A 19,839-nucleotide genomic window follows, 5' to 3' on the forward strand; every position below is an offset into this window, starting at 1 on the left:
TCAACTAAATTCGAACCATGACACCCGATATCGCTCCCATCCCGCATTTGGATCTCCCCCATCCCGAACCGGGCGACCTGAAGCTGACGCAGGTGCTCTTCGCGTTCAGCGATCCGGAGCGGCTCGCGATCGTGCGGCAGCTTGCCTCTGGCCCGCTCGATATGGCGCAATGCCATCTTTCCGATGCCTCGACGCCGAAATCGACCAAGTCGCATCTCATGAAGGTGCTGCGCGAGGCTGGCATCATCCGCAACGAGGCATCCGGCCGGGGAAGGCGCCTAACGCTGCGGCGGCAGGATCTCGATGCACGCTTTCCCGGCCTGCTGGCCTGTGTGCTGGCCGACACACCCGACGGGGCACCGTGAGGCGGGTCGTTCGCCTTCAACCGACAACACCCGACCGCTTCCCCAGATGAAGGCATGATCTCCGAAATGTCGAAACGCAGTTTTCTCACGACGCTGGCCTTTCTCGCCTTCATCAGCCTCGGGCTTCCCGATGGTCTTCTCGGCGTGTCCTGGCCGTCGATCCGCGCGGATTTCACGTTGCCGCTCGACCGGCTCGGGCTTTTGGTTGCGGTCACCACGGCCGGCTATCTAGCGGCGAGTTTCATGAGCGGCGCGGTGCTGCGGCGCGTACCAATCGGCATGGTGCTGGCGCTGTCGACGCTCGCCGCCGCCATCGGCCTGCTCGGCTTCGCGCTCACGCCGGCGTGGCCGCTGATGATTGCGCTCGGTTTCCTCGCCGGGCTCGGTGGTGGCGCGGTCGATGCGGGGCTAAACGCTTATGGCGCGCGCCATTTCAGCCCACAGATCCTCAACTGGCTGCATGCCTTCTTCGGCCTCGGCACCACCATCGGACCGCTGCTCGTCTCCGGCGTGCTCGGGTCAGGGCTCGTCTGGCAGGTAAGCTACGCGATTGTCGGCAGCGCGCAGCTGGTCCTGGCCGCCACGTTCTTCCTCACCCGGTCGCGCTGGGAGGAGGTGGCGGAGATCGGACACGACGTCGCGGAGGAGCTGCCCGCAGCGCCGGTATCGGAGACCCTGCGCAAGCCGGTCGTCTGGTTCGGCATGCTCGTCTTCTTTGTCTATTGCGGCATCGAGGTGACGGCGGCACAGTGGAGCTACACGCTGCTGACGCTCGGGCGCGGCTTTTCGGAAACCAATGCCGGCCTCGTGGTCGGCCTCTTCTGGGGCAGCCTCACCATAGGGCGCATCGGTTTCGGCTTCATCGCCAACCGGGTGCCCCTCCTCAAGACGCTGCGAATCTGCATTCTCGCCGCAGCGCTCGGCGCGCTCCTGTTCTGGCTCGCCCCGGTGCCGGCGCTCGGCGTGCTCGGCCTCATGATGATCGGCTTCTTCTTCGCGCCCATCTTCGCCTCGCTGATCAGCCTGACGCCCGGGCGCGTGGGGCGCGAGCACGCCAACAGCGCGATCGGCTTCCAGATTGCCGCCGCAGGCCTCGGCGGCGCCGTGGTTACGGCCCTCACGGGCCTGATGACCCGCTCCCTCGGCCTTGAGGTCATCGGCATCGTGGTGTTCGCAGCCACAGTGCTGCTGCTCGTGCTTTACGAGCTCTTCACCCGGGAGAGGCGGCCTTAAGCCTACTGCGCTTCCGCCTTTAGCGCCGCGATCATCTGGTCGGCGGCATCGCCCAGAGGACCCTTCGTGCTCTGGTAGTCGAACCCCTGCACCACCGCCACCGTCGTCGCATCGACCGCGATGCACTGCACGACGAAGGCGCCGCTGCCGGATGTGCCACCCTGAACGGTGACGAGTTGGCCCGGGAAGCTCTGGAGAGCGGCGCCGAGGCCCGCCTTTTCCGCAACCTCGGAGACGACGCTACCGCAGGTGTCGATGCTGAGCTTTGCCGCTGGAATGCGCTCGACATGGTAGGTCAGCGTAAAATCCTGGTCGGCAGCCTGCGACGCTGCGGGCAGACCGATGAATCCGAGAGCGGCGAGCGGGTGACAGCTTTCATGGGGGATAGTCCTTCTGTTGTTCAGGTCTTACGGCACGGGCTTTCGGAGAAGCTTGCGTCCGCATCGTTTGGGGTGAGATCGGGGATCGGCGAGGCATCAGCGCAGGTCGGGCGCGCTCCAGCCCTTGGCCTCGTCGATCCAGGCCTTGCCCGATGTTTTGTCGAAGATGCAGAGCATCTTGCCATGCGCGCCCTTCAGCGCCTTTTGCGGAAAGACGCCGCTGACCAGCGTCGCCACTTTGCCGAGCGTATCGTCGAACTGGATGATCTCCGAGACATGCGCGTGCTTCAGCCCGCTCGCCGCCGCACAGGTCTCCGCGACCGTCAGGTTGAGCTTCGCCCAGGCGTCGTCGGACGACGCATGAACGACGGTCGCCGTCATCAGGATGGCAAGGGTCAGAAGAGACAAGCGCATCATGGGTTCCTCGTTGCGGGACGATCCGTAGCGTGGGGAATGGCCGCTTTTGTGGCACCACCTGTGACGCGTGGGTTCTCCCGGTCCTCGCGTCACAGGTGGTGCAGCACGAGGGGTTTTCCCCCGATCTGCGTTACCTGCATGCGGTAGCCGAAGATCTCGGCAAGCGTATCGGGCGTCAGCACGTCCTGCGGCGTGCCGTCCACGACGACACGGCCGTCCCGCATCGCGATGATCCGGTCGGCATAGGCGGCGGCCTGATTGATGTCGTGGAGGACGATGATGGCCGTGCGATCTTCCTCGTCCGCCATGCGCCGCAGGCTCTGCATCAGGTGGCGCGCATGGAACATGTCGAGGTTGTTGAGCGGCTCGTCGAGCAGCAGGTAGTCGGTGCCCTGGCAGAAGGTCATGGCGACAAGGGCGCGCTGGCGTTGGCCGCCCGACAGCGTCTCCAGAAAACGTTCGGCGAGATCCGCCACGCCGAACTGCGCCAGCGCCTCCTCGACGCGCGCCCTGTCCTGCGGCGTCGAGCGGCCCTGATTGTGGGGAAAGCGGCCGAGGCCCACGAGTTCGCGCACGGTCAGGCGGCCGGCGAATACCCCGTCCTGGCGCAGGATCGCCATCCGTCGCGCAAGCTCCCGGCCGGGAGTCGTTGTCACAGGCAGACCGTCGATGACGACGCGGCCGGTCTGTAGAGGGCGCAGGCGCGCGATCAGCGACAGGAGGCTCGACTTTCCCGCGCCGTTCGGCCCGACGAGGGCGATGATGCCGCCGCGATCGATCGTCAGGTTGATGTCCCTGAGGATCGGCGTGCCGCCATGGGCAAGGGATAGGTCTTTGATGAGGATCACGTCCGGCTTCCCAGATAGAGCAGAAGAAGGAAGGCAATGCCGCCGGCAAATTCGATGACGACGCCGAGCGTCGAGGCGCTGCCCAGCAGATGCTGGAAGATCGCCTGGCCGCCGACCAGAAGGATGATCGCGACGAGAGCGGCGGCGGGCAAGAGGACGGCATGTCGCCGTGTGCCGAGGATACGCTCGGCAAGGGCCGCCACCAGCAGGCCGAAGAAGGCGACCGGCCCGACAAGGGCCGTGGACACCGCGACCAGAAGCGCGACGATGAGGAGCAGGAGCGCCGCTGTCCGCGACCAGTCGATACCGAGCCCGATGGCGGCTTCGCGGCCGAGCGCCATGACATCGAGCCTGTGCCGCTGGTGCCAGCAAAGAGCCGCGGCGGCAAAGGTCACGACGCTGCCGATGATGGTGAGGTCGGCGCGCAGGGCATTGAAATTGGCGAAGCTGGCCGCCTGCACCACGGCGAAGGCGTTGGGATCGAGCAGGCGGAACAGGAGTTGCGACAGGCTGCGGAAGAGAAGGCCGATGGTGACGCCTGTCAGAAGCAGGAGGCTCATGTCGAGACGCGCGGTGAGCAGGGGACGGAGCAGGACGGCGGCGAGAGCAATCATGATGAGGACTTCGGCCGCAAACTTCCAGCCTCCGCCGATTGCCGCATAGCCGAGGCCACCGAGGAGAAAGACGAGAAGAGTCTGTCCGAAAAGATAGAGCGCATCGAGCCCCATGATGGAGGGCGTGAGAATTCGGTTGGCGGTAACGGTCTGGAACAGGACGGTGGACAGCGCCACGGACACGGCCACCTGCACGAGCGCGAGCAGCTTCACCGCACGGATCTGCAGCACGAAGGCGAGGTTTCCCCGTAGGCCGAGGGTCAGGAAGGCCGCGACCGAGACAACCGCAAGGGCCGCCAGAAGGACAAGGCGGCGCTTATGCATGGGACGGACGCAGGCGCATCAGCTTCAGGAACAGGAGCGCGCCGACGACGCCCATGACGGTCGCGACCGGGATCTCGTAGGGGTAGCGGATCAGCCGGCCGACGATATCGCAACCCAGCACCAGCAGCGCTCCGGACAGTGCCGTCCAGGGAATGGACGCGCGCAGATTGTCGCCGATGACGCGGGAGACGATATTGGGCACCACGAGCCCGACGAAGGGGATGATGCCGACGACGGACACCGTGAGCGCGGCGATGACGGAGACGACAAGAAGGCCGAGACGCAGGGTCCAGACGTAATCGAGCCCGAGGCCGATGCTGGCCTCCCGGCCGAGCGACAGAACGGTGAGCCTGTCGGCGATCCACCAGGAGAGGACGACCATGATACCGGCGCCCCAGAGAAACTCGTAGCGGCCGCGAACGACGCCGGAGAACTCGCCATTCGTCCAGATGTCGATGAACTGCAGGAGATCCGTCTGCCAGCCGACGAAGGTGACGACGGCGCCGATGACGCCGCCGTAGACGAGGCCGAACAGTGGCACGAGATGCGGCTGCGTGACCGGCAGCCGGTCGGCCGTCGCCATGAAGACGGAGGTGCCGAGAAGAGCGAGCGCGGTTGCGCCGATCATCTTGACGCCGAGGGAGGCCGCGGGAAAGACGAGCGTCATCAGGAGGATACCGAGCGCGGCGCTCTGCGCCGTCCCGGCCGTGGAGGGCTCGACGAAACGGTTGCGCACCAGCGCCTGCATGATCAGCCCGGCAATGGCGAGCGCCGAGCCTGTGAGAAGGGCTGCAAGCGTGCGCGGCAGGCGGCTTGTGAGCAGCAGTTCCAGCACTTCGGGATTACTCACAAGCTGCGTCGGCGACAGGGTATCGGCACCGATGAGGAGGCTGAGACAGACCAGCATGACGAGGGCCGCGGCCGCGGCCACCCTGGGCAAGGTGATGCGTTTGCGCCATTCCGCTTTCATGGGCTCTTCGTAAAGCCCTGTGTGACCGCGTCGAAGACCCGGATCATCGATCGCGTCCCGCCGGCTGCAATGTAGAAATCCCCGGCAGGCAGGTAGATGACCTGCCCCTTTGTCCATGCCGTCGTCTTGGCGACAAGCGCATTGTCGAGCGTCGCCCGCGCGTTCTGGTCCTGCGAGCCGATGGCCGCTGCCCGGTCGATCACGAGGAGCCAGTCCGGATTGGCGGCGCGGATGAATTCGAAGGAGACGGCTTCCCCGTGAATGGCCGCATCAACGTCAGCCACCGCCGGGGTGAGGTCGAGCGACCTGTGGAGCCAGCCGAACCGCGAGCCCACGCCGTAGGCGGTGACTTTGGGGCCGTTGGTCATGATGATCAGGGCCCGGCCCTTGCCCGCAACGGCCGCTTTCGCCCGCGCGACGGCCGCATCCAGCTCCGCCTCGACCTTGCCGGCCTCCGCCTGCTTGCCGAAGAGAGCGCCATAGGCGGCCAGCCGACCCTTTGCCTGGTCGAGAAGATCGTCGCCATCCATCGTCATGTCGATGCTCGGCGCGACCTGCTCGGTTGCTGCCCGCTTCGGTGACGAGCGACCGCCGAGAATGATAAGATCCGGTTGCAGCGCGCTCAGGGCCTCGAGATCGGGCTCGAAGATCGTGCCGACGGAAACGGCCTTTCGTGCGAGCGCCTGCAGTTCCGGCAGATAGAGATTGCTCGGAAGTCCAGCGATCTCGACGCCGATGCTGTCGAGCGTATCGACGGCCGCAATGTCGAACACGGCGATTTTGCCGGGACGCTCGGCAACCGGCACGATGCCCGCTGCCGTCTGGATATCGGTCGCCCGGACGAGCCCGGCTGGCAGCAGGGTCAGGGCGATGGCGATGAGCCACCAGGCTCTGCGATGTCGGGAAACGTTCATGCCGTTCATCCTCTTTGTCCGGTTCTCACGCTGCCGGTGTCCATAGGAGGGCCCCGAACGGCTCGCGAAAGGCGAAACGCAGGAGGTGGCTTTCGATCACGGCCTTCGTCTCGCCCAGGCTCCGATCGTCGGGAGAGCGAACGCGGATGTCGAGCCCTTCGGCGCTCGCTGCGAGAAAACCCGTGCCGCAGGAGAACCGCAGCTCGCCCCGGTCGCCCACTTGGTCAACCTCGATCTTGTGGGCGAAATGCTTGCACAGCTGCACGAGGTACTTCTGCCCCTCGTTCGTTTCAAACCGGCTTGTCGCTTCGAGCATTGGCGGACTCCTATTTTGGCGGATGCAGCGGCGGAGCATGCCCGCCGCCAGTGTCGTCGTGCGGGCCTAGAACGTGGTCTTTGCGGTGAGAATGAAGGTCCGACCCTGTTCGTAGAGGGGGGTTACGGTGCCGAATTCCTGCCCGTAGGTGGCGCGGTCGGCGTAGGTCTCGTCGAAGACGTTCTTGATGTCGGCACGCAAGGTCAGGTTCGGCTTGGTCGGTGGCTTGTATTCGAGGAAGGCGTTGAACACCTGATATCCCTCATAGGGCCTACTGCCGGGCGCGACATCGTCGTAGTCGACCGCCAATTCCGCATCGGCACCGAGGGTCACGCCCAGGTCCACGAAGGTGTGGATGGCCGTGAGGGTGATGATCTGCCCGGCGGGTGCCGCAAGGTAGCTGCCAAGCTCGGAATCCGCCGGCTGGCCGTCGATCTCGACGTCGATATCGGCATATTTGACCTTCACCGAGCTTGCATCCCAGCTGTACCCGGCGCCGATCTCGAAGCCCTTTGATGTCACGTCACGCTGTTGCACGCCGAGCGGCACGGCGTAGCGAGGGGCTCTGGCACTATCGATATTCGTGCGGAAGATGCTGCCCTCGATCGTGAAATCGTTGAATGTCCCCGTAAGGCCGAGATTGGCATTGTTCGAGCGAACCGGATCGGGACCGTCGCCATAATCCCAGTTGGGGTTCATGATGAAGTTCTCAGCAAGGGGAATACCAGCCCAGACGCGGGAATACCCTGCTTTGGCCGTCAGCGTGTCTTCGATCAGGTCGTATTCGCCGGAAATATTGCCGCTGAGACCGGAATGATCCCATGTCTCGCCCGTCGTGCCGGTAAACCACTGCTGGTCGCCGCGTGCGCCTAGCGAAAGGCGGGTTTTCTCCCACGGCTCGATGCGCGCTTGGGCATAGATGCCGATGTCGCGCGCTTTCTCCGTCGCGGAATCGAAGAGATCGTCGAGCTCCGCCCTGTCGTTGTAGACGTCGATGCCGGCGACGATAGTGCCGTTGGCGAGCGCGAAGGTGTTCTGGACCTTGCCGTTGAGGCTGCCGGTTTCGCCGACCCCGTCATAGGGCGGAATATTGAGCGTGGGCCGGAGATAAATCTTCGTTTCCACGCTCGTGCGGCTGTAGGCCAGAATGACCTTCGGGTCCCACCAGCCTTCCGGCGTGCTATCGGTATAGGTGAAGACCGTGTTCTGCCGCTCCAGGGCATAGTCGCGAACCCGCGGCTCCCACGGCGGGCGGCCTTCGATGAAACCTGCATTGGCGCGGAAGGGTCGTTCGGCATCGTCGCGCAGGCGATCATGGCTGATCGAAATCCGGTCGCCGCTGTCGAACGTGTAGGCGAGCTTGCCGATGCCGCTGATCAAGTCCGTGCCGGTGCCGAGCACCTCGTCGCCGTTGCCTACATGGAATTCGTTGCCTTTGCCGAAGGTGAACGTACCGAGCGCCTCCAGCCCATCCTTCATGGCATAGCCCGAGAGCCCCGTGACCACCGTATCGCTGTTGAGATTGTAGCTGGAGCTAACGAAGCCGCCATAGCCGTCGCCGTCGAGAAGGTCGCGCGCATCCTTCGTCACATAGGCGATGGCGCCGGCAAGCGCCCCCGGCCCGGCATCGGCCGGCGCAACGCCCGCATCGACGTTGACGGTCTTGAGGAGGCCGGGATCGATGAGGTTGGTGGCCGAGTGGTGAAAGACTTTGTTGTTCTGCCGGCTGCCGTCGATGGTCACGGCCAGATTGGTCTCCTCGATGCCATGGACATAAACCTTCTGCGACATTGGAAGCGAGCTGCCGACCGAGACGCCCGGCTCCCCCTTGAAGACATCGGCAATGCTGGCCGGGTTCTTCTGTTCCAGCTCCTGGCTCGAAATGGTGATCTGGCCGGGGCTGGTCATGCCGACGCCAAAGACGGTGATCGGCGCAAGGACCGTCGCACCGTTGCCCGCCACGATGCCGCCATCGGTGTTTGCACCGCCAAGCCTACCCACGGTCGCGGTACCCTCAGCGATGCCGTAGGAAATCCCGGTGCCGGCAAGCAGCTCAGCCAGTGCCTGCCGCGCGGTCAGTTGGCCGCTGACGGGGCGGGCCTGCACGCCGCGCGTCGTTTCCGCCGCCAGCGTGATCTGCAGGCCAGATTGCCGGCCGAAGGTCTTCAAAGCTTGAGAAAGCGGCTGCGCGGCAATGGAAAACGCATGCTTCGCCTCGACCGTCTGCGCCGCGACCGGCGATCCCTCTGCCGCTGCAAGGGTAACCAGCCCCACCATTGCGGTCGTGACAAGCAGGCTGAAAAGCCTGCAGCTGCTGATCTTCAGATCTGCGACTTTCTGTCGGCATATCGGCGAACGCATTCTTACTCTCGTCTCTCTGTCAGAGCATGGCCACGGCACGCGCATCCTTTCTAAGACGATCGACGTTCCGTTTTTTCTCACCCCGATCGACGTTTTTCTGACAATCGTGCCGAGAACGGATCTTTCTGCGAAAAATCACTCAGTAGCGCGAGACGATGCGGGCATAGGGCGTGACGGCCCGCACCTTGCCGCCGAAGGGCCGGACCAGCGCATTCAGCGCACGATCGGGATCGCGCAGATCGTAGAGGCCGGTCACGCGGAGAGAGCCGAGCGTGCCGTCCGCGATCGTGATCCAGGCCGGGTGATAGCGCTGAATGCGCTCGATGGCGCTGGCGATGGTGACGTTGTCGACGGAGAGCTTGCCGCTTCGCCAGGCGCCCATCTCCTCGATATCGGCCTTTCCCCGGATCGCCGTTCCGGTCTCCCGGTCGATCGCTGCAGTCTCGCCGGGGGAGAGTTCGAACGTGCTGCGCTGGCTCTCCCCGTCATAGGAGATGGCGACCGATCCGCGCGCAAGCTCCACGGTCGTATCCTGCTCCCCGGTCTGCAGGTCGAAGGCGGTGCCGAGAACCCTCACGGTAACGCCGCCGGCATCGACGGTAAAAGGCCAGCCTGCATCATGCGTGACGTCGAAGAAGGCCTCGCCCTTCAGCAGTTCGACATGGCGCTCTTGCTTGTCGATCGTTACGGCAAAGGCGGTTCCACCGCTCATATCCACGGTCGTTCCATCGGCAAGCACGACGCGCCGGCTTTCTCCCGACGCCGTCACTTCGTCCGCGCGCAAATGCAGGAGAAGAGCGGGACCCGCCAGAAATGCCACGGCGCAGGCCGCCGCTGCCAGCAGGGCGGCGCCGGCCAGCCGGCTTCGACGCGGTTCTGACCGTTTCGCAGTGAAAGGTACAACCGCCACTGTGCCCGTTGCAGCCCTCTCCCAGTCCGCGGCGTGAACTGGGCGGGTCTCGCCGAGCAGCGCCCAGGTCTTCTCCACGTGGTGCCACGCAGCCGTGTTATCTTCGGACGCCGACAGCCACTGCTGGAAGGCGGCCTGCGTCTCGAGACAATCAGGACGGTTCCGCATCTCCAGGAACCAGTCCGTGGCTTCGCCGAGCGTTGCTTCCGGAAAAGGTGGGTTCGTTTTCACCGTTGCGAAGTTCCTATGACCGCAGCATCCCGATCGAAAGAGGAGCGCCCATCGAAGCGTCCCGTCGCTGGCTGTTGCCTCGTGCAGGATGCACGTCGTCTAGCAAAGACGAGCAGGAGGCAATAATTTTTCATGGCTTACGGTTGAATCACACGCTTACGAGGCGAGGCCGGAGGCGAGACGAACCATCCCGGTTCGTACGTGCCGATGCACCGTCGCGACGGATATGCCCAGATGTGCCGCGATGTCGCTCAGCGTATAGCCGCCGAACCGGTGCATTTCGAGCGCGATCCGGGTTTCCAGAGGCAAGTCCTCGAGCAACCTTTCGATCAGCCGCAATTCGTCCGATGCGGCAACGATATCCTCCGGCGTCGGATGACGGGACGGCACCGTCCAGTAGGGTGGATCGACGCTTTCCCTTGCTTCGAGCTTCTGCCGTTTCATGACATCGAAGGCGAGATTGCGGACGATCCGGTAGAGATAGGAGACCAGCTGTCCCGACGAGGTTTCCTGCGCATTCGCCGGCATGAACCTGAGGAAGGCATCCTGAACGATGTCTTCGGCCGTATCCCGGGAGCCGAGAATGCGCGATGCGTACGCAACGAGTGCCGGACGTTGGGCGACATAGACCTGATGGCGGACTTCCATGTTCGTCATTCGCTCTTGCGACCTCGGTTCTGCGAACGCACCGTTTCATCGGGCATCAAGCCGATGTCGTCATCGCATTCCAGGCTTTCTCATACCTAACTCCTTTACTCATGATATCTCCGGCTGTCACCCTCGATTCTTGCGGAAGATGACGGTCGTCGGGGCAAATAGCGACAACGAAACCACGGAGCCTACCGCAGCACCGTGCCATCCTGCGCGACGAGCCGTCCGGCCTTGAACACGCGACGCCCCTTCGGCACCGAAACGACGGCAAGGGGAATGTGGGCGGCGTCCAGCGTGACGAAATCGGCCTTGGCGCCGATCTCGACGCCGTAGCCCTCCAGACGCAGCGCCTTTGCACCACCCGTGGTGACCACGTCGAAGGCGGCGGCAAGCTCCGCGTCCGTGTAGAAGCCGGAGCGGTAGCCGATGATCTCGGCACGGCGCAGCATGTCGCCATCGCCATAGGGCCACCAGGAATCGCGAATATTGTCGCTGCCGCTGAAGACCGTGACGCCTTCGCCGCGCAGGAGCGCCACGGGCGGGAAGACATGGTTGCCGGGTGCGTTGGTCATGATGGCTACTCCGGACTTCGCGATCTTTGCTGCCAGCCTTCGGGCCGGGTCCGGCGCGAGATCGCCGAGACCGTAGGCGTGGCTGACGGTGACGTGCCCCTGCATGCCGAGCGCTGCCGTGCGCGCGCAGATCTCCTCGATGGTGAAGGCACCCATCGAGCCTGCATCATGCAGGTGAATGTCGATATCGACGCCGTGCTTTTCGGCAAGACCGAAGACGACGTCGAGATGGCCATTCACATCCCGGTCGAAGCTCGCAGGGTCGAGCCCGCCGACGAGGTCCGCGCCGAGGCCGAGGGCTGCGTCCAGCAGCTCCGGCGTGCCGGGACTTTTGAGAATCCCGGACTGTGGGAAGGCGACGAGCTGGATGTCGATGAGATCCTTGTAATCCTCGCGCACGGCGAGGATCGTCTCGAGCGATTTCAGCCCGACCGAACCATCGACCATCACATGACTGCGCATCTGCAAAGAGCCGCTCGCGATGCAGAGGTCGAGCTGATCGCGGGCACGTTTGTCCATCGGCGCGGCCGAGGCCATGTTCTCGGCCTGGAATGCGACTCGCTCATGCACATCGAATCCATCCGTGCACGGACGATGCGGAATCCACCGGTCGCCGTAGAAGCTGGTATCGAGGTGGATGTGCCCCTCGACGAAGGCCGGCACCAGCAGCGCACCGGCGATATCGATGGTATCGGCAACGCGCGAAAGCGTGCCGACAGCGGAAATCGCGGTGACGCGCCCGTCGGCGACGGCGATGTCGCACAGCGTGCCATCCATCAGCCTGGCATGGGTAAAGAGTGTTTCGGAGCGTGTCATGGGGTCTCCCGGTTCCGGATACGGTCAGAGGGCGTGCTGTTCGGGGCTCAGCTGCGGAAAGTGGCATGCGACGCGACCGCCATCGGCACGTTTGACAGGCTCCGGCGCTTCCCGGCTGCAAAGCTCGGTTGCGATCGGACACCGCGGATGGAAGGTGCAGCCCTTCGGCGGCTCAAGCGGGCTCGGCGGCTCGCCGCCCATCAGGGCCCGGTCGCGGTTTGGCGCGCGGACATCCGGGATCGTCTGCAACAGCAGCCGCGTATAGGGATGCTGCGGGTTGGCAAACAGCGCTTCCGTATCCGCCTCCTCGATGATCCGGCCAAGATACATCACGGCGATCCTATCCGCCATATGGCGCACGACGGCGAGGTTGTGGCTGATGAAGAGGTAGGTGAGGACGAGCCTGTCCTGCAGCCCGCGCATAAGATTGAGGATCTGTGCCTGCACCGAGACGTCGAGCGCCGACGTCGGCTCGTCGCAGACGAGGAATTCAGGCTCGCGGCAATCGATATGCGCTGAAGAATCAAAACCAGGCCGCTGCCTGCAGGATCATGGACCATCATCTTCACGCCGTTGAAGACCGGGCAAAGGTCGATGACCGCGAGGAAGATACCGACATTTCGGAAATTCTCAGCCGCTACATGTCGGTATCGCAGTAGAAATCGCGTCACTGAACGCGCCGTAGGCCGTCAACGGAAATGCGACCCATCGCCGGAATTATAGGATCGGCAGAACAGCGCGCCAGGATCCGCTCAAACGGCGACCCGGCGGCCCTCTTTGTCGGCGAGCTTCTTGTTGCCTTCAGCCTGCTTCAGGATGGCGGTGGCGTCTTCCACGGAAATCCGGTGCTTCTTGGCAAACGAAACGGGCTCGTACGGCTTTTCGATATTGGTCATGAAATATCCTTTGGGAACGATGCGCACAGGGCCATTGCCTCGCAAAGCGAGCATAAGCCCTGAGCTTTTTGGTATAGGGATGAAATAGAGAGCGATCTCGTCGAACGCAAGGCGTCCTGACGACAATACCCGACGCCGCACAGGCCTGTCGCTCTTCCACGGACGGATTATCTTTGGTTCGCACAGCGAAAGGGCCGGATTGCTCCGGCCCTTTGCATATGATCTGCGGCGGTTCGTTACAGCGTGCGACGCGGATAGCGTGCGCGCTCTTCTTCGACTTCGGTCGCGCCATAGGGAGCAGCCGTATCGTCGAACTTCGTCCAGCCCTGCTGCGAATAGGCGTTACGCCGCTCGACGGGATCGACCCAGTTCGACTTCTTGAGGATCGCTTCGGCATCGGCGTGAAGGTCGTCCTCGACCTTGGCCGTGACGAGCGTGCCGCCGCGACGAACGCCTTCGGCGTAGACATGCGCATGATCTTTGTCGACACCTGACGATGTGAGAGCACCGATCAGGCCGCCCGTCGCACCACCGGCTGCGGCACCGGCAACCGCGCCAAGCGCCGTTGCGGCGAGCCAGCCGGCCGCGACGACCGGTCCAACGCCTGGTATGGCCATGATGCCGAGGCCCGTCAGGAGCCCGCCTGCACCACCGACCACGGCACCGATGCCGGCGCCGGTTCCGGCACCTTCGGCAGCGTTGCTGTCGTGGTCGCCATCCTTGTAGCGGCCATCTGCATTGTTGGATACGATGCTGATGTTGTCGGAATGGATGCCACGGGCTTCAAGCGCGCTCACGGCGGCGCTTGCATCGCTATAGTCGTCGAACAGTCCTGTTACAGTCTTCATGATCATTGCCTTCCAGCGCAAGAGCGCTTGTTATTTCGAGACGATGTTGCCCTGATAGTCCATGGAAACCGCTGCCGATTTCCCGTCCTTCATGGCCTTCGCCTGCCAGATACCCTTGTCGTCGAGCATCAGGCCATCGAGTTCCGTATAGCCTGCAGCCTCGATGCGCTCCTTGGCCTGAGCCTCGGTGAACGAGTTCGCGCCTTCGACAGGCGCCGTCGAATTGCCCGAGTCCGGTGTTGCGACGGCCGGTGTGTCGCCATTTGCCGACGGTGCCGGTGTGGTCTGGGCATTTACGCCGAACGCAGAAACGGCAAGAATAGCCGTCGCGAGAAAAAGCTTCTTCATGTGTGGGTCCTCTATTCCAGACCATGTTTCAGGTCTCGGATCGGAAACACGTTCCTATACCAAATGTTCCGCCTTGTTCGTGCGATTGTGTACTGTGACGTTTACTTAAGGCTTCATGAATTTACCCCTCGGATTGCGCCGATGCAGATCGCGGAATGTTCTGCGTTGGATAGCCACGGCTGTTGTACTGTTTCAGACTGACACGCAGAAAGAGCAGAAGGCGCGCAGAAGACTGCCCTAGTGATGGTACAGACCTGCAACATCTCTCCCGGCCTCGGCTGCATGATTTCGACGGAGGAGCACAGGGAGACGGCGTCGCTCTTGCAGGATCGCTTCCAGGACGGACGGCAGGCGCAGGGAGGCCTCGCCGGTCCGACACGGAACCATAGGGGCTGCCCTTCGTTGCCCGTGACGCAACAGGAGACGATGCATGTCAAACGACAATGTGAAAACCCTCACCGCGATCTTCGACACGCGCGAGGCCGCCGATCGCGCCATTGAACATCTCGTTCAGCAATATGGCATCGACCGGAGCGACGTCTTCGTAGAAGCAACGGGGTCGGACAATACCGCCGGGACGCAGCCATCAGGTGGCGACGTCGAGAACCGCGAAGGGGACGGCGTTCGAACGGATGCAGCGCTCGAAGGTCAACTTCAGGTGTCCGTCGATCTGGCGCTTGAGGATGTCGACAAAGCGCAGGCCGCATTCCGGGATGCGGGTGCCCAGGATGTTTCAAGCCACTAAGCGGCCCTTGTGTTGTCCGATAAGGTCCGGGACGTGCCGGTGATTGGGGCAGCGGCATGGGCGATGCCCGGAGTCATTGTGGTATGCATTTTTTCGAGACATGCGCGGGCAATCACGAATGGCGATATTGAAAGGGGATCTGGCTAAAGAATGGTGAAAAATTCGAGGCGACATATCGCCCGAAGTAACTAACCTTCTTCGCCAATTCGCTGTTGAATAGCTTTGACAGCCGCCTTCAATGGAAGGATATTCTCAGTCACAACCACCCAAATCACATCGTCGGCGATTTTGTGATACTCGTGACGTAGGATGTTGCCGATGCCGCGGATGTTTTTCCATGGCACCTCCGGCTCGGCAGTCAATACGTCATCGGGAATGTGACGTGAGGCTTCCGATATGATTTCCAACGCCCGCTGAACGCCAAGACGCAGCAGCCAGTCGCGTTCAAACTCGATAAGAGATTTGCCAGCGGTGTGACGTTCGATGCCTTCAATAGCCTCGAGCATTTCCGCCAGAACTGGCCCGATCCTGCGTCTGCCCATCAGAAAACCTTGACGGCCGAACGTTCGATATCTGTCCGCAGCATGGGGTGAAGACTGTTGCGCGTGGTGACATCCACCTCCATCGCAAGCTCTTCCTCTAGGAACTGTTTGATGCCGACCAGATCAAGCAGGGAGAAACGTTTAGTCGAATCGTAATCGATAAACACGTCGAGATCGCTCGATATATGCGCCTCGTTGCGTAGCGTAGAGCCGAAAAGATACAAAGCGGTTGCCCCCATGCCTTTCACGGCATCTGCATGTCGCTGAAGCTTCGCAATGGCGTCCGCTCTGTTCATGGCGAAAGCTTACAACAATCTACTCAAATCAGCCACTCTCTTTGTCAAGCGGCTCGTTCAGTGGCGATGCGGGCCATTGAGGCGCGAAAGCGACACATTGGACGCACCCCTCGGCTGGACGTAAAGCATCCTTGAAGATCGCGCACTGGAACGCCCTGACGCCGGCGCAGTTGCCGTGATGATCTGGCTCCAGGCACTCAACACCGGATAGGCCGACAGCTTGTGCCTCAGACCCGGAAGCTCAGAGCCTTAACCCAACCGGGATAGTGCCGGACGGTCACCGGGACGGGCTGTGCCCTCGGGAAACGGCAGGCCGTAGCGCTCGCGGATCGTCGGTTCCTCATACCGCGTTCGATAGACGCCTCGATCCTGCAGGATCGGCACGACCTTCGCGACGAACTCCTCGATATCATCCGGTGCCCGGGGCGGCTGCAGCGTGTAACCGTCGACGGTACCGTCAGCCCAGAGATCGATGATCTGATCGGCTACCTCGTCCGGCGTGCCGAGCACCAGTCGGTGATGGCCTTCCGAGCGTCGGACGACCTGTCGCGCCGTCAGCTTTTCGTGGGTCAGGAGATCGAGCAGGCCCAGCCCCATGCCGACCGCCAGCAGGCGGTTGGGATCCGGAATGAACCGCTCCGCATCGAGAATGGCATCCGGATCGAAGCCGGCGGGATCGATGCCGTTCTCTCGGATAAAGCGGGCGATCAGCCCGTCCTCCGAGCCGGCACCGCTGAAAAGCTCGTGCTTGCGGAGCGCTTCGGTACGTGTCTCGCCGACGATCGCCACGAGACCGGGAACGATGCGGATGCTGGCGGGATCGCGTCCGAACGCCCTCGCCCTGTCCCTGACCTTCTTGCCGAAGGCGCGGCCGGCCGGGCGAGACAGGATGTTGCAGTAGATGATCTCGCCATGCCGTGCCGCAAGGTCGATACCCCCTTCCGAAGCGCCAGCCTGAGCGATGACGGGGTGGCCTTGCGGCCCGACCGGCACGTTGAGCGGCCCTTTGACGGTGAAATAGGTGCCGTCATGATCGATCGTGTGGGCGCTCGTCGCATCCCAGAACCGGCCTTCCGGCACGTCGCCTTCCCGGGCGGGATCCCAGCTCGCCCAGAGCTTTTTGGCGACGTCGAGAAACTCGGAGGCCTTGGCATAGCGTTCGTGGCGCGGCGGCAGAGGCTCGGAGCTGAAATTGGCGGCAACGTTGGGGTTGAATGAGGAGACGATGTTGATGATCAGCCGGCCGCCCGAAACGATGTCGGTCGATTGGGTGCGCCGGGCAAGATTGTAGGGCGAATTATAGGTCGAGGACATGGTGGCCACGAAACCGATATCCGGCACCTGGGCGGCAAGCGCCGTACAGAGGATCAACGGATCGATCGTATGGAAGGGTCGCCCCTCGGGATCCGTCATCAGGGCGGGATGGTCGGAGAAGAACACCGCATCGAACAGGCCCTTGTGGGCAAGCTCGGTCAGGCGCCGGTAATAAGCGGGATCGTTGATATCGTGCCGGGTACCGGTGCGGTACGGCCAGGCATGGCCGAGATAGCCGGTCGTATTGATGCCGACATTGAGGTTGAGCTTGCGCTGCGTGCGGGTCATGCGTCGTAAATCCCTGACAAACTCTAATAGGCAGCCGTGAAGCGCCGGCGGATGAACTGGCCGTTTTCGAGCTCGTCGAGAATGGCGATTGCGAAATCCGCTTCCGAGATGCGGCTGTCGCCGCTGTCGTCGCGTAGCAGCCGGTCTTCCCCCAGCCGGAACGAGCCGGTGCGTTCGCCCGCCTGAATGGCGAGCGGCGGCGACACATAGGTCCAGTCGAGATCGTGATCGCCGCGCTTCAGGCTTTTCAGGATGTCACGGTTGCGCAACGTGTGCGCCTTGTGGTTTGCCGGATAGAAGTCGCTGTCCACGACGTCGATGCCGGGGCTCGCCTCCAGGCTGCCGACGCCACCGACGAGGATGAGGCGGCGCACGCCGGCTCGTTTGACGCCCTCAAAAAGCGCCTCATGCGCCTCACCGATCCGTTCGGCGGCCTCTTCCGCGGAGATGCGGCGCAGGCCGGGGCTGTAGGCGCTGATCACGGCGTCATGACCGGCCACAATCTTCGCCACCGCAGCGGCGTCCGCGATATCGGCCTTGACGACCGTCAGCCGCTCCGCCGGTTCGATGTCGGATACGTGCGTGACGGCCGTGACGTGGTGCCCGCGCGCCAAGGCCTCCTTGCGAAGATGGCTGCCGATGTTGCCGGAGGCACCGAAGATGACGAGGGACATAGCCTTGGTTCCTTAAGGGTTGCTGTATTTGAGGCTCATGGCGCGATATCGGCGGTCGGGGCGAGGACCGCTTCTGCGCTTAGCTGGTCCGAGAGGAAGGCTTCGACGCTGCGCGGCGGTCGGGCAAGAAGCGACCGGACCACTTCCGTCGTCACCGCCGCATGACCCGCGCCAATCAGCGTTGCGAATTGCGCCACGGCGTGTTGTTCGAAACCGGCATCCGGGGGCAGGGGTGTAGGCTGGTGTTCCACCGCTTCCACACGGCGCCCGAGCGCGGTGGCGAGGAGACCCGCGATCTGCCGAGGTGTCTTGGCGGCCGGTCCCGTCAGGTTCAACGGACCCACGGCTATCCGATCGGCCAGAAGGAGGTGGACCGCGACATCGGCGATATCGTGCGCATCAATGTAGCCGACGCCGGCGTCGAGATTCACCGCCGTCACCGGACCGCCCGCAAGCACTTGCCGAAGAGTGTTGGCAAGCGACACCTGCATCCACGCGTTTGGTCTGAGAGACACATGCTCCAGCGGCAGGCGGCCGAGATGCCGTTCGACGGCAGCGTGAGCATCACCGGAGATCGATCGTCCGGGAGGTTCGATCGTCCAGTCCGATCCGGAAATTTTGACGATGCGCCGGACGCCGGCTGCCTGCGCGGCATCCACAACCGCAGTCTGGTCTGAGACCAGCCGTTCGCCGATCGGTGAAAGAAGAAGCACGGTGGCAATGCCGAGAAGGGCGGTCTCGATCGATCTCCGGTCGGCAAACGCGCCGCTCGCCACCTCGACCGCGGGCCCGAAGAGCTTGCGCGCCGTGTCCGGCCGGCGCGTCAGGACTCGGACGGGTCGCCGCTGCGCGAGAAGCCGCTCGACGATCAACTGACCCAGCCTGCCGGTCGCACCGGTGACGAGAATCGGGCTCATGCGGCAAGGCGGCGGTGTGCCGCTTCGAGAGGCCGGCTATCGATCCAGTCGGTGACATTGAAATCTGCCGGGATGAAGCCCCATTCGAGCAGAAAATCCTTGAAATGGCCGAATGCGGCGACCTGCTCGTCATCGAGCGAGAGTGCCAGGTGCTTGTGCACGTCGGGGCCGTTGGCCGCCCGGATCGCATCTTCACCGACGCCGATCTCGTTGGCGATGAAACGAACGGCCTGATCCGGGTTGCTTTGCGCCCAGGCAGCCACACCATGGACCGTCTGGACGAGATCCGTGACCAGGTCGAAATGGTCGTCGAGGAAACGCTTGTCGACCGTCAGCGGACGCGGCGTGCCGTTGTTGATGCGGATTTTGGCGTCCGGATGGAAGCCGAATTCGGAGACGACGATGGCGCCGATCTGGTTGGCAAGCACGAGGCCTTCCGCCCCTTTGACGAAGACGGCGTCGATCTTGCCGCGCGCGAGCGCCAAAAGCTCGTCGCCATAGGGATAGCGGCGTTTCAGGCCGAGAAAGGCGTCGTTGCCCCGCTCGATCAGGTTGGGCTCCGCACTGTCGAGGTGGACGAGTTCGACATCCCCGTGACCGAGGCCTTCCAACGACAGGGCGGAGACGATGCCCTTCAACGCGGTCGCGCGCTGGAAATCGATGATCGTCTGATCCAGCTTGCGCGGCACGCCGATACGGCGGGCCTCGAGGTCGGCGCCTGTCCGGATACCGGACCCCGGCAAGGCGATGATCGCCTGGAATTCGTCGGTCGTGGTGATGCCGACGACACGGGTCTCGCGCCCACCGGAACGCGCGGAGATCGGCGGGATATTGCCGCCCTGGCGGAACGCGTAATCGAGCGCATGGGTGAAATGGCTCTGCCGAACAGCCGGGTCCTTGCTGTCGCGGATCGAGCGCACGGCAACGCCGGCGGCCTGGAAAGACCGGTCGATCCAGCCAAGCTGGTGGGCGATCGAGAGGGGCGTCGGCGCCGGGCAGCGCGTGTACCAGACGGAGGCGAGGGAGGACATGGGCAGGCTCCTTTTGGC

The 19,839-nt window shown here is 63.3% G+C and carries 23 protein-coding genes and 1 pseudogene; 3 read left to right on the forward strand and 21 right to left on the reverse strand.

Annotation, left to right across the window (positions count from 1 at the left end):
- Positions 1–17: 17 nt before the first annotated feature.
- A complete protein-coding gene (locus C8J33_RS22815) occupies positions 18–365 on the forward strand; it encodes a helix-turn-helix transcriptional regulator (RefSeq protein WP_110802318.1) in 348 nt (115 codons plus the stop codon).
- A 66-nt stretch (positions 366–431) separates the two neighbouring features.
- Entirely contained in the window at positions 432–1,598 is a 1,167-nt protein-coding gene (locus tag C8J33_RS22820) for an MFS transporter (RefSeq protein ID WP_110802545.1), read from the forward strand.
- A gap of 2 nt (positions 1,599–1,600) precedes the next feature.
- Here the strand turns inward: C8J33_RS22820 and C8J33_RS27625 are convergent, their stop codons facing one another.
- From C8J33_RS27625 to C8J33_RS22890, 15 genes and pseudogenes are all read right to left on the reverse strand, one after another.
- Positions 1,601–2,002 (reverse strand): DUF6180 family protein, encoded by a 402-nt coding sequence (locus tag C8J33_RS27625; protein ID WP_422038943.1) that lies wholly within the window; start codon positions 2,000–2,002, stop codon positions 1,601–1,603.
- 72 nt (positions 2,003–2,074) lie between these two features.
- Entirely contained in the window at positions 2,075–2,395 is a 321-nt protein-coding gene (locus C8J33_RS22825; protein ID WP_132665448.1) for a hypothetical protein, read from the reverse strand.
- 89 nt (positions 2,396–2,484) lie between these two features.
- Positions 2,485–3,243, reverse strand: coding sequence for an ABC transporter ATP-binding protein (locus C8J33_RS22830; protein WP_132665449.1), 759 nt, complete (start codon positions 3,241–3,243; stop codon positions 2,485–2,487).
- Positions 3,240–4,181, reverse strand: coding sequence for an iron chelate uptake ABC transporter family permease subunit (locus C8J33_RS22835; protein ID WP_132665450.1), 942 nt, complete (start codon positions 4,179–4,181; stop codon positions 3,240–3,242). The genes C8J33_RS22830 and C8J33_RS22835 overlap by 4 nt, the downstream gene beginning before the upstream one ends.
- Positions 4,174–5,151, reverse strand: coding sequence for an ABC transporter permease (locus tag C8J33_RS22840; protein WP_132665451.1), 978 nt, complete (start codon positions 5,149–5,151; stop codon positions 4,174–4,176). The genes C8J33_RS22835 and C8J33_RS22840 overlap by 8 nt, the downstream gene beginning before the upstream one ends.
- Positions 5,148–6,065, reverse strand: coding sequence for a siderophore ABC transporter substrate-binding protein (locus C8J33_RS22845; protein WP_132665452.1), 918 nt, complete (start codon positions 6,063–6,065; stop codon positions 5,148–5,150). The genes C8J33_RS22840 and C8J33_RS22845 overlap by 4 nt, the downstream gene beginning before the upstream one ends.
- 25 nt (positions 6,066–6,090) lie before the next feature.
- Positions 6,091–6,381, reverse strand: coding sequence for a DUF2218 domain-containing protein (locus C8J33_RS22850; protein ID WP_132665453.1), 291 nt, complete (start codon positions 6,379–6,381; stop codon positions 6,091–6,093).
- A gap of 66 nt (positions 6,382–6,447) precedes the next feature.
- The gene (locus C8J33_RS22855) at positions 6,448–8,742 is read right to left on the reverse strand and encodes a TonB-dependent receptor (RefSeq protein WP_132665454.1); all 2,295 of its coding nucleotides are present in this window, start codon (positions 8,740–8,742) and stop codon (positions 6,448–6,450) included.
- Between the two features lie 139 nt (positions 8,743–8,881).
- Entirely contained in the window at positions 8,882–9,883 is a 1,002-nt protein-coding gene (locus tag C8J33_RS22860; RefSeq protein ID WP_132665455.1) for a FecR family protein, read from the reverse strand.
- 156 nt (positions 9,884–10,039) lie between these two features.
- Entirely contained in the window at positions 10,040–10,540 is a 501-nt protein-coding gene (locus C8J33_RS22865) for an RNA polymerase sigma factor (protein ID WP_132448261.1), read from the reverse strand.
- Positions 10,541–10,722: 182 nt separating this feature from the next.
- Positions 10,723–11,922 carry an amidohydrolase family protein gene (locus C8J33_RS22870; RefSeq protein WP_132665456.1) on the reverse strand — a complete coding sequence of 400 codons (1,200 nt, stop codon included), beginning with the start codon at positions 11,920–11,922 and terminating at the stop codon, positions 10,723–10,725.
- A 24-nt stretch (positions 11,923–11,946) separates the two neighbouring features.
- A pseudogene (locus C8J33_RS22875) lies at positions 11,947–12,420 on the reverse strand (oligopeptide/dipeptide ABC transporter ATP-binding protein); the annotation flags it as partial.
- 254 nt (positions 12,421–12,674) lie between these two features.
- Positions 12,675–12,818, reverse strand: coding sequence for a hypothetical protein (locus C8J33_RS27130; protein ID WP_165910627.1), 144 nt, complete (start codon positions 12,816–12,818; stop codon positions 12,675–12,677).
- A gap of 236 nt (positions 12,819–13,054) precedes the next feature.
- Positions 13,055–13,666: a general stress protein gene (locus C8J33_RS22885; protein WP_132665457.1), complete on the reverse strand. Its 612-nt coding sequence runs from the start codon at positions 13,664–13,666 to the stop codon at positions 13,055–13,057.
- A 30-nt stretch (positions 13,667–13,696) separates the two neighbouring features.
- Complete coding sequence (locus tag C8J33_RS22890; RefSeq protein WP_110802338.1) at positions 13,697–14,014, reverse strand: PepSY domain-containing protein; 318 nt, start codon at positions 14,012–14,014, stop codon at positions 13,697–13,699.
- A 430-nt stretch (positions 14,015–14,444) separates the two neighbouring features.
- Here C8J33_RS22890 and C8J33_RS22895 point away from each other — a divergent pair, with 430 nt between their 5' ends.
- The gene (locus C8J33_RS22895) at positions 14,445–14,759 is read left to right on the forward strand and encodes a hypothetical protein (RefSeq protein ID WP_132665458.1); all 315 of its coding nucleotides are present in this window, start codon (positions 14,445–14,447) and stop codon (positions 14,757–14,759) included.
- Positions 14,760–14,947: 188 nt separating this feature from the next.
- Here the strand turns inward: C8J33_RS22895 and C8J33_RS22900 are convergent, their stop codons facing one another.
- The 6 genes from C8J33_RS22900 to C8J33_RS22925 all read right to left on the reverse strand — a co-directional run bounded on the left by C8J33_RS22900 (position 14,948) and on the right by C8J33_RS22925 (position 19,821).
- Positions 14,948–15,301 (reverse strand): DUF86 domain-containing protein, encoded by a 354-nt coding sequence (locus tag C8J33_RS22900; RefSeq protein ID WP_132665459.1) that lies wholly within the window; start codon positions 15,299–15,301, stop codon positions 14,948–14,950.
- A complete protein-coding gene (locus C8J33_RS22905) occupies positions 15,301–15,597 on the reverse strand; it encodes a nucleotidyltransferase family protein (RefSeq protein ID WP_110802345.1) in 297 nt (98 codons plus the stop codon). The genes C8J33_RS22900 and C8J33_RS22905 overlap by 1 nt, the downstream gene beginning before the upstream one ends.
- A 249-nt stretch (positions 15,598–15,846) precedes the next feature.
- On the reverse strand, positions 15,847–17,199 hold the full coding sequence (locus C8J33_RS22910) for an NtaA/DmoA family FMN-dependent monooxygenase (RefSeq protein WP_132665460.1): 1,353 nt from the start codon (positions 17,197–17,199) through the stop codon (positions 15,847–15,849).
- A 23-nt stretch (positions 17,200–17,222) separates the two neighbouring features.
- Positions 17,223–17,873, reverse strand: a complete 651-nt coding sequence (locus tag C8J33_RS22915) for an NAD(P)-dependent oxidoreductase (protein WP_132665461.1) — start codon at positions 17,871–17,873, stop codon at positions 17,223–17,225.
- A 35-nt stretch (positions 17,874–17,908) separates the two neighbouring features.
- Entirely contained in the window at positions 17,909–18,790 is an 882-nt protein-coding gene (locus tag C8J33_RS22920) for an NAD(P)H-binding protein (protein WP_132665462.1), read from the reverse strand.
- Positions 18,787–19,821, reverse strand: a complete 1,035-nt coding sequence (locus C8J33_RS22925; RefSeq protein ID WP_132665463.1) for an ABC transporter substrate-binding protein — start codon at positions 19,819–19,821, stop codon at positions 18,787–18,789. Before C8J33_RS22925 ends, C8J33_RS22920 begins: the two co-directional genes overlap by 4 nt.
- Between the last annotated feature and the right edge of the window lie 18 nt (positions 19,822–19,839).

It is taken from the genome of Rhizobium sp. PP-CC-3G-465 (assembly GCF_004343445.1).
Classification (GTDB): domain Bacteria; phylum Pseudomonadota; class Alphaproteobacteria; order Rhizobiales; family Rhizobiaceae; genus Ferranicluibacter; species Ferranicluibacter rubi.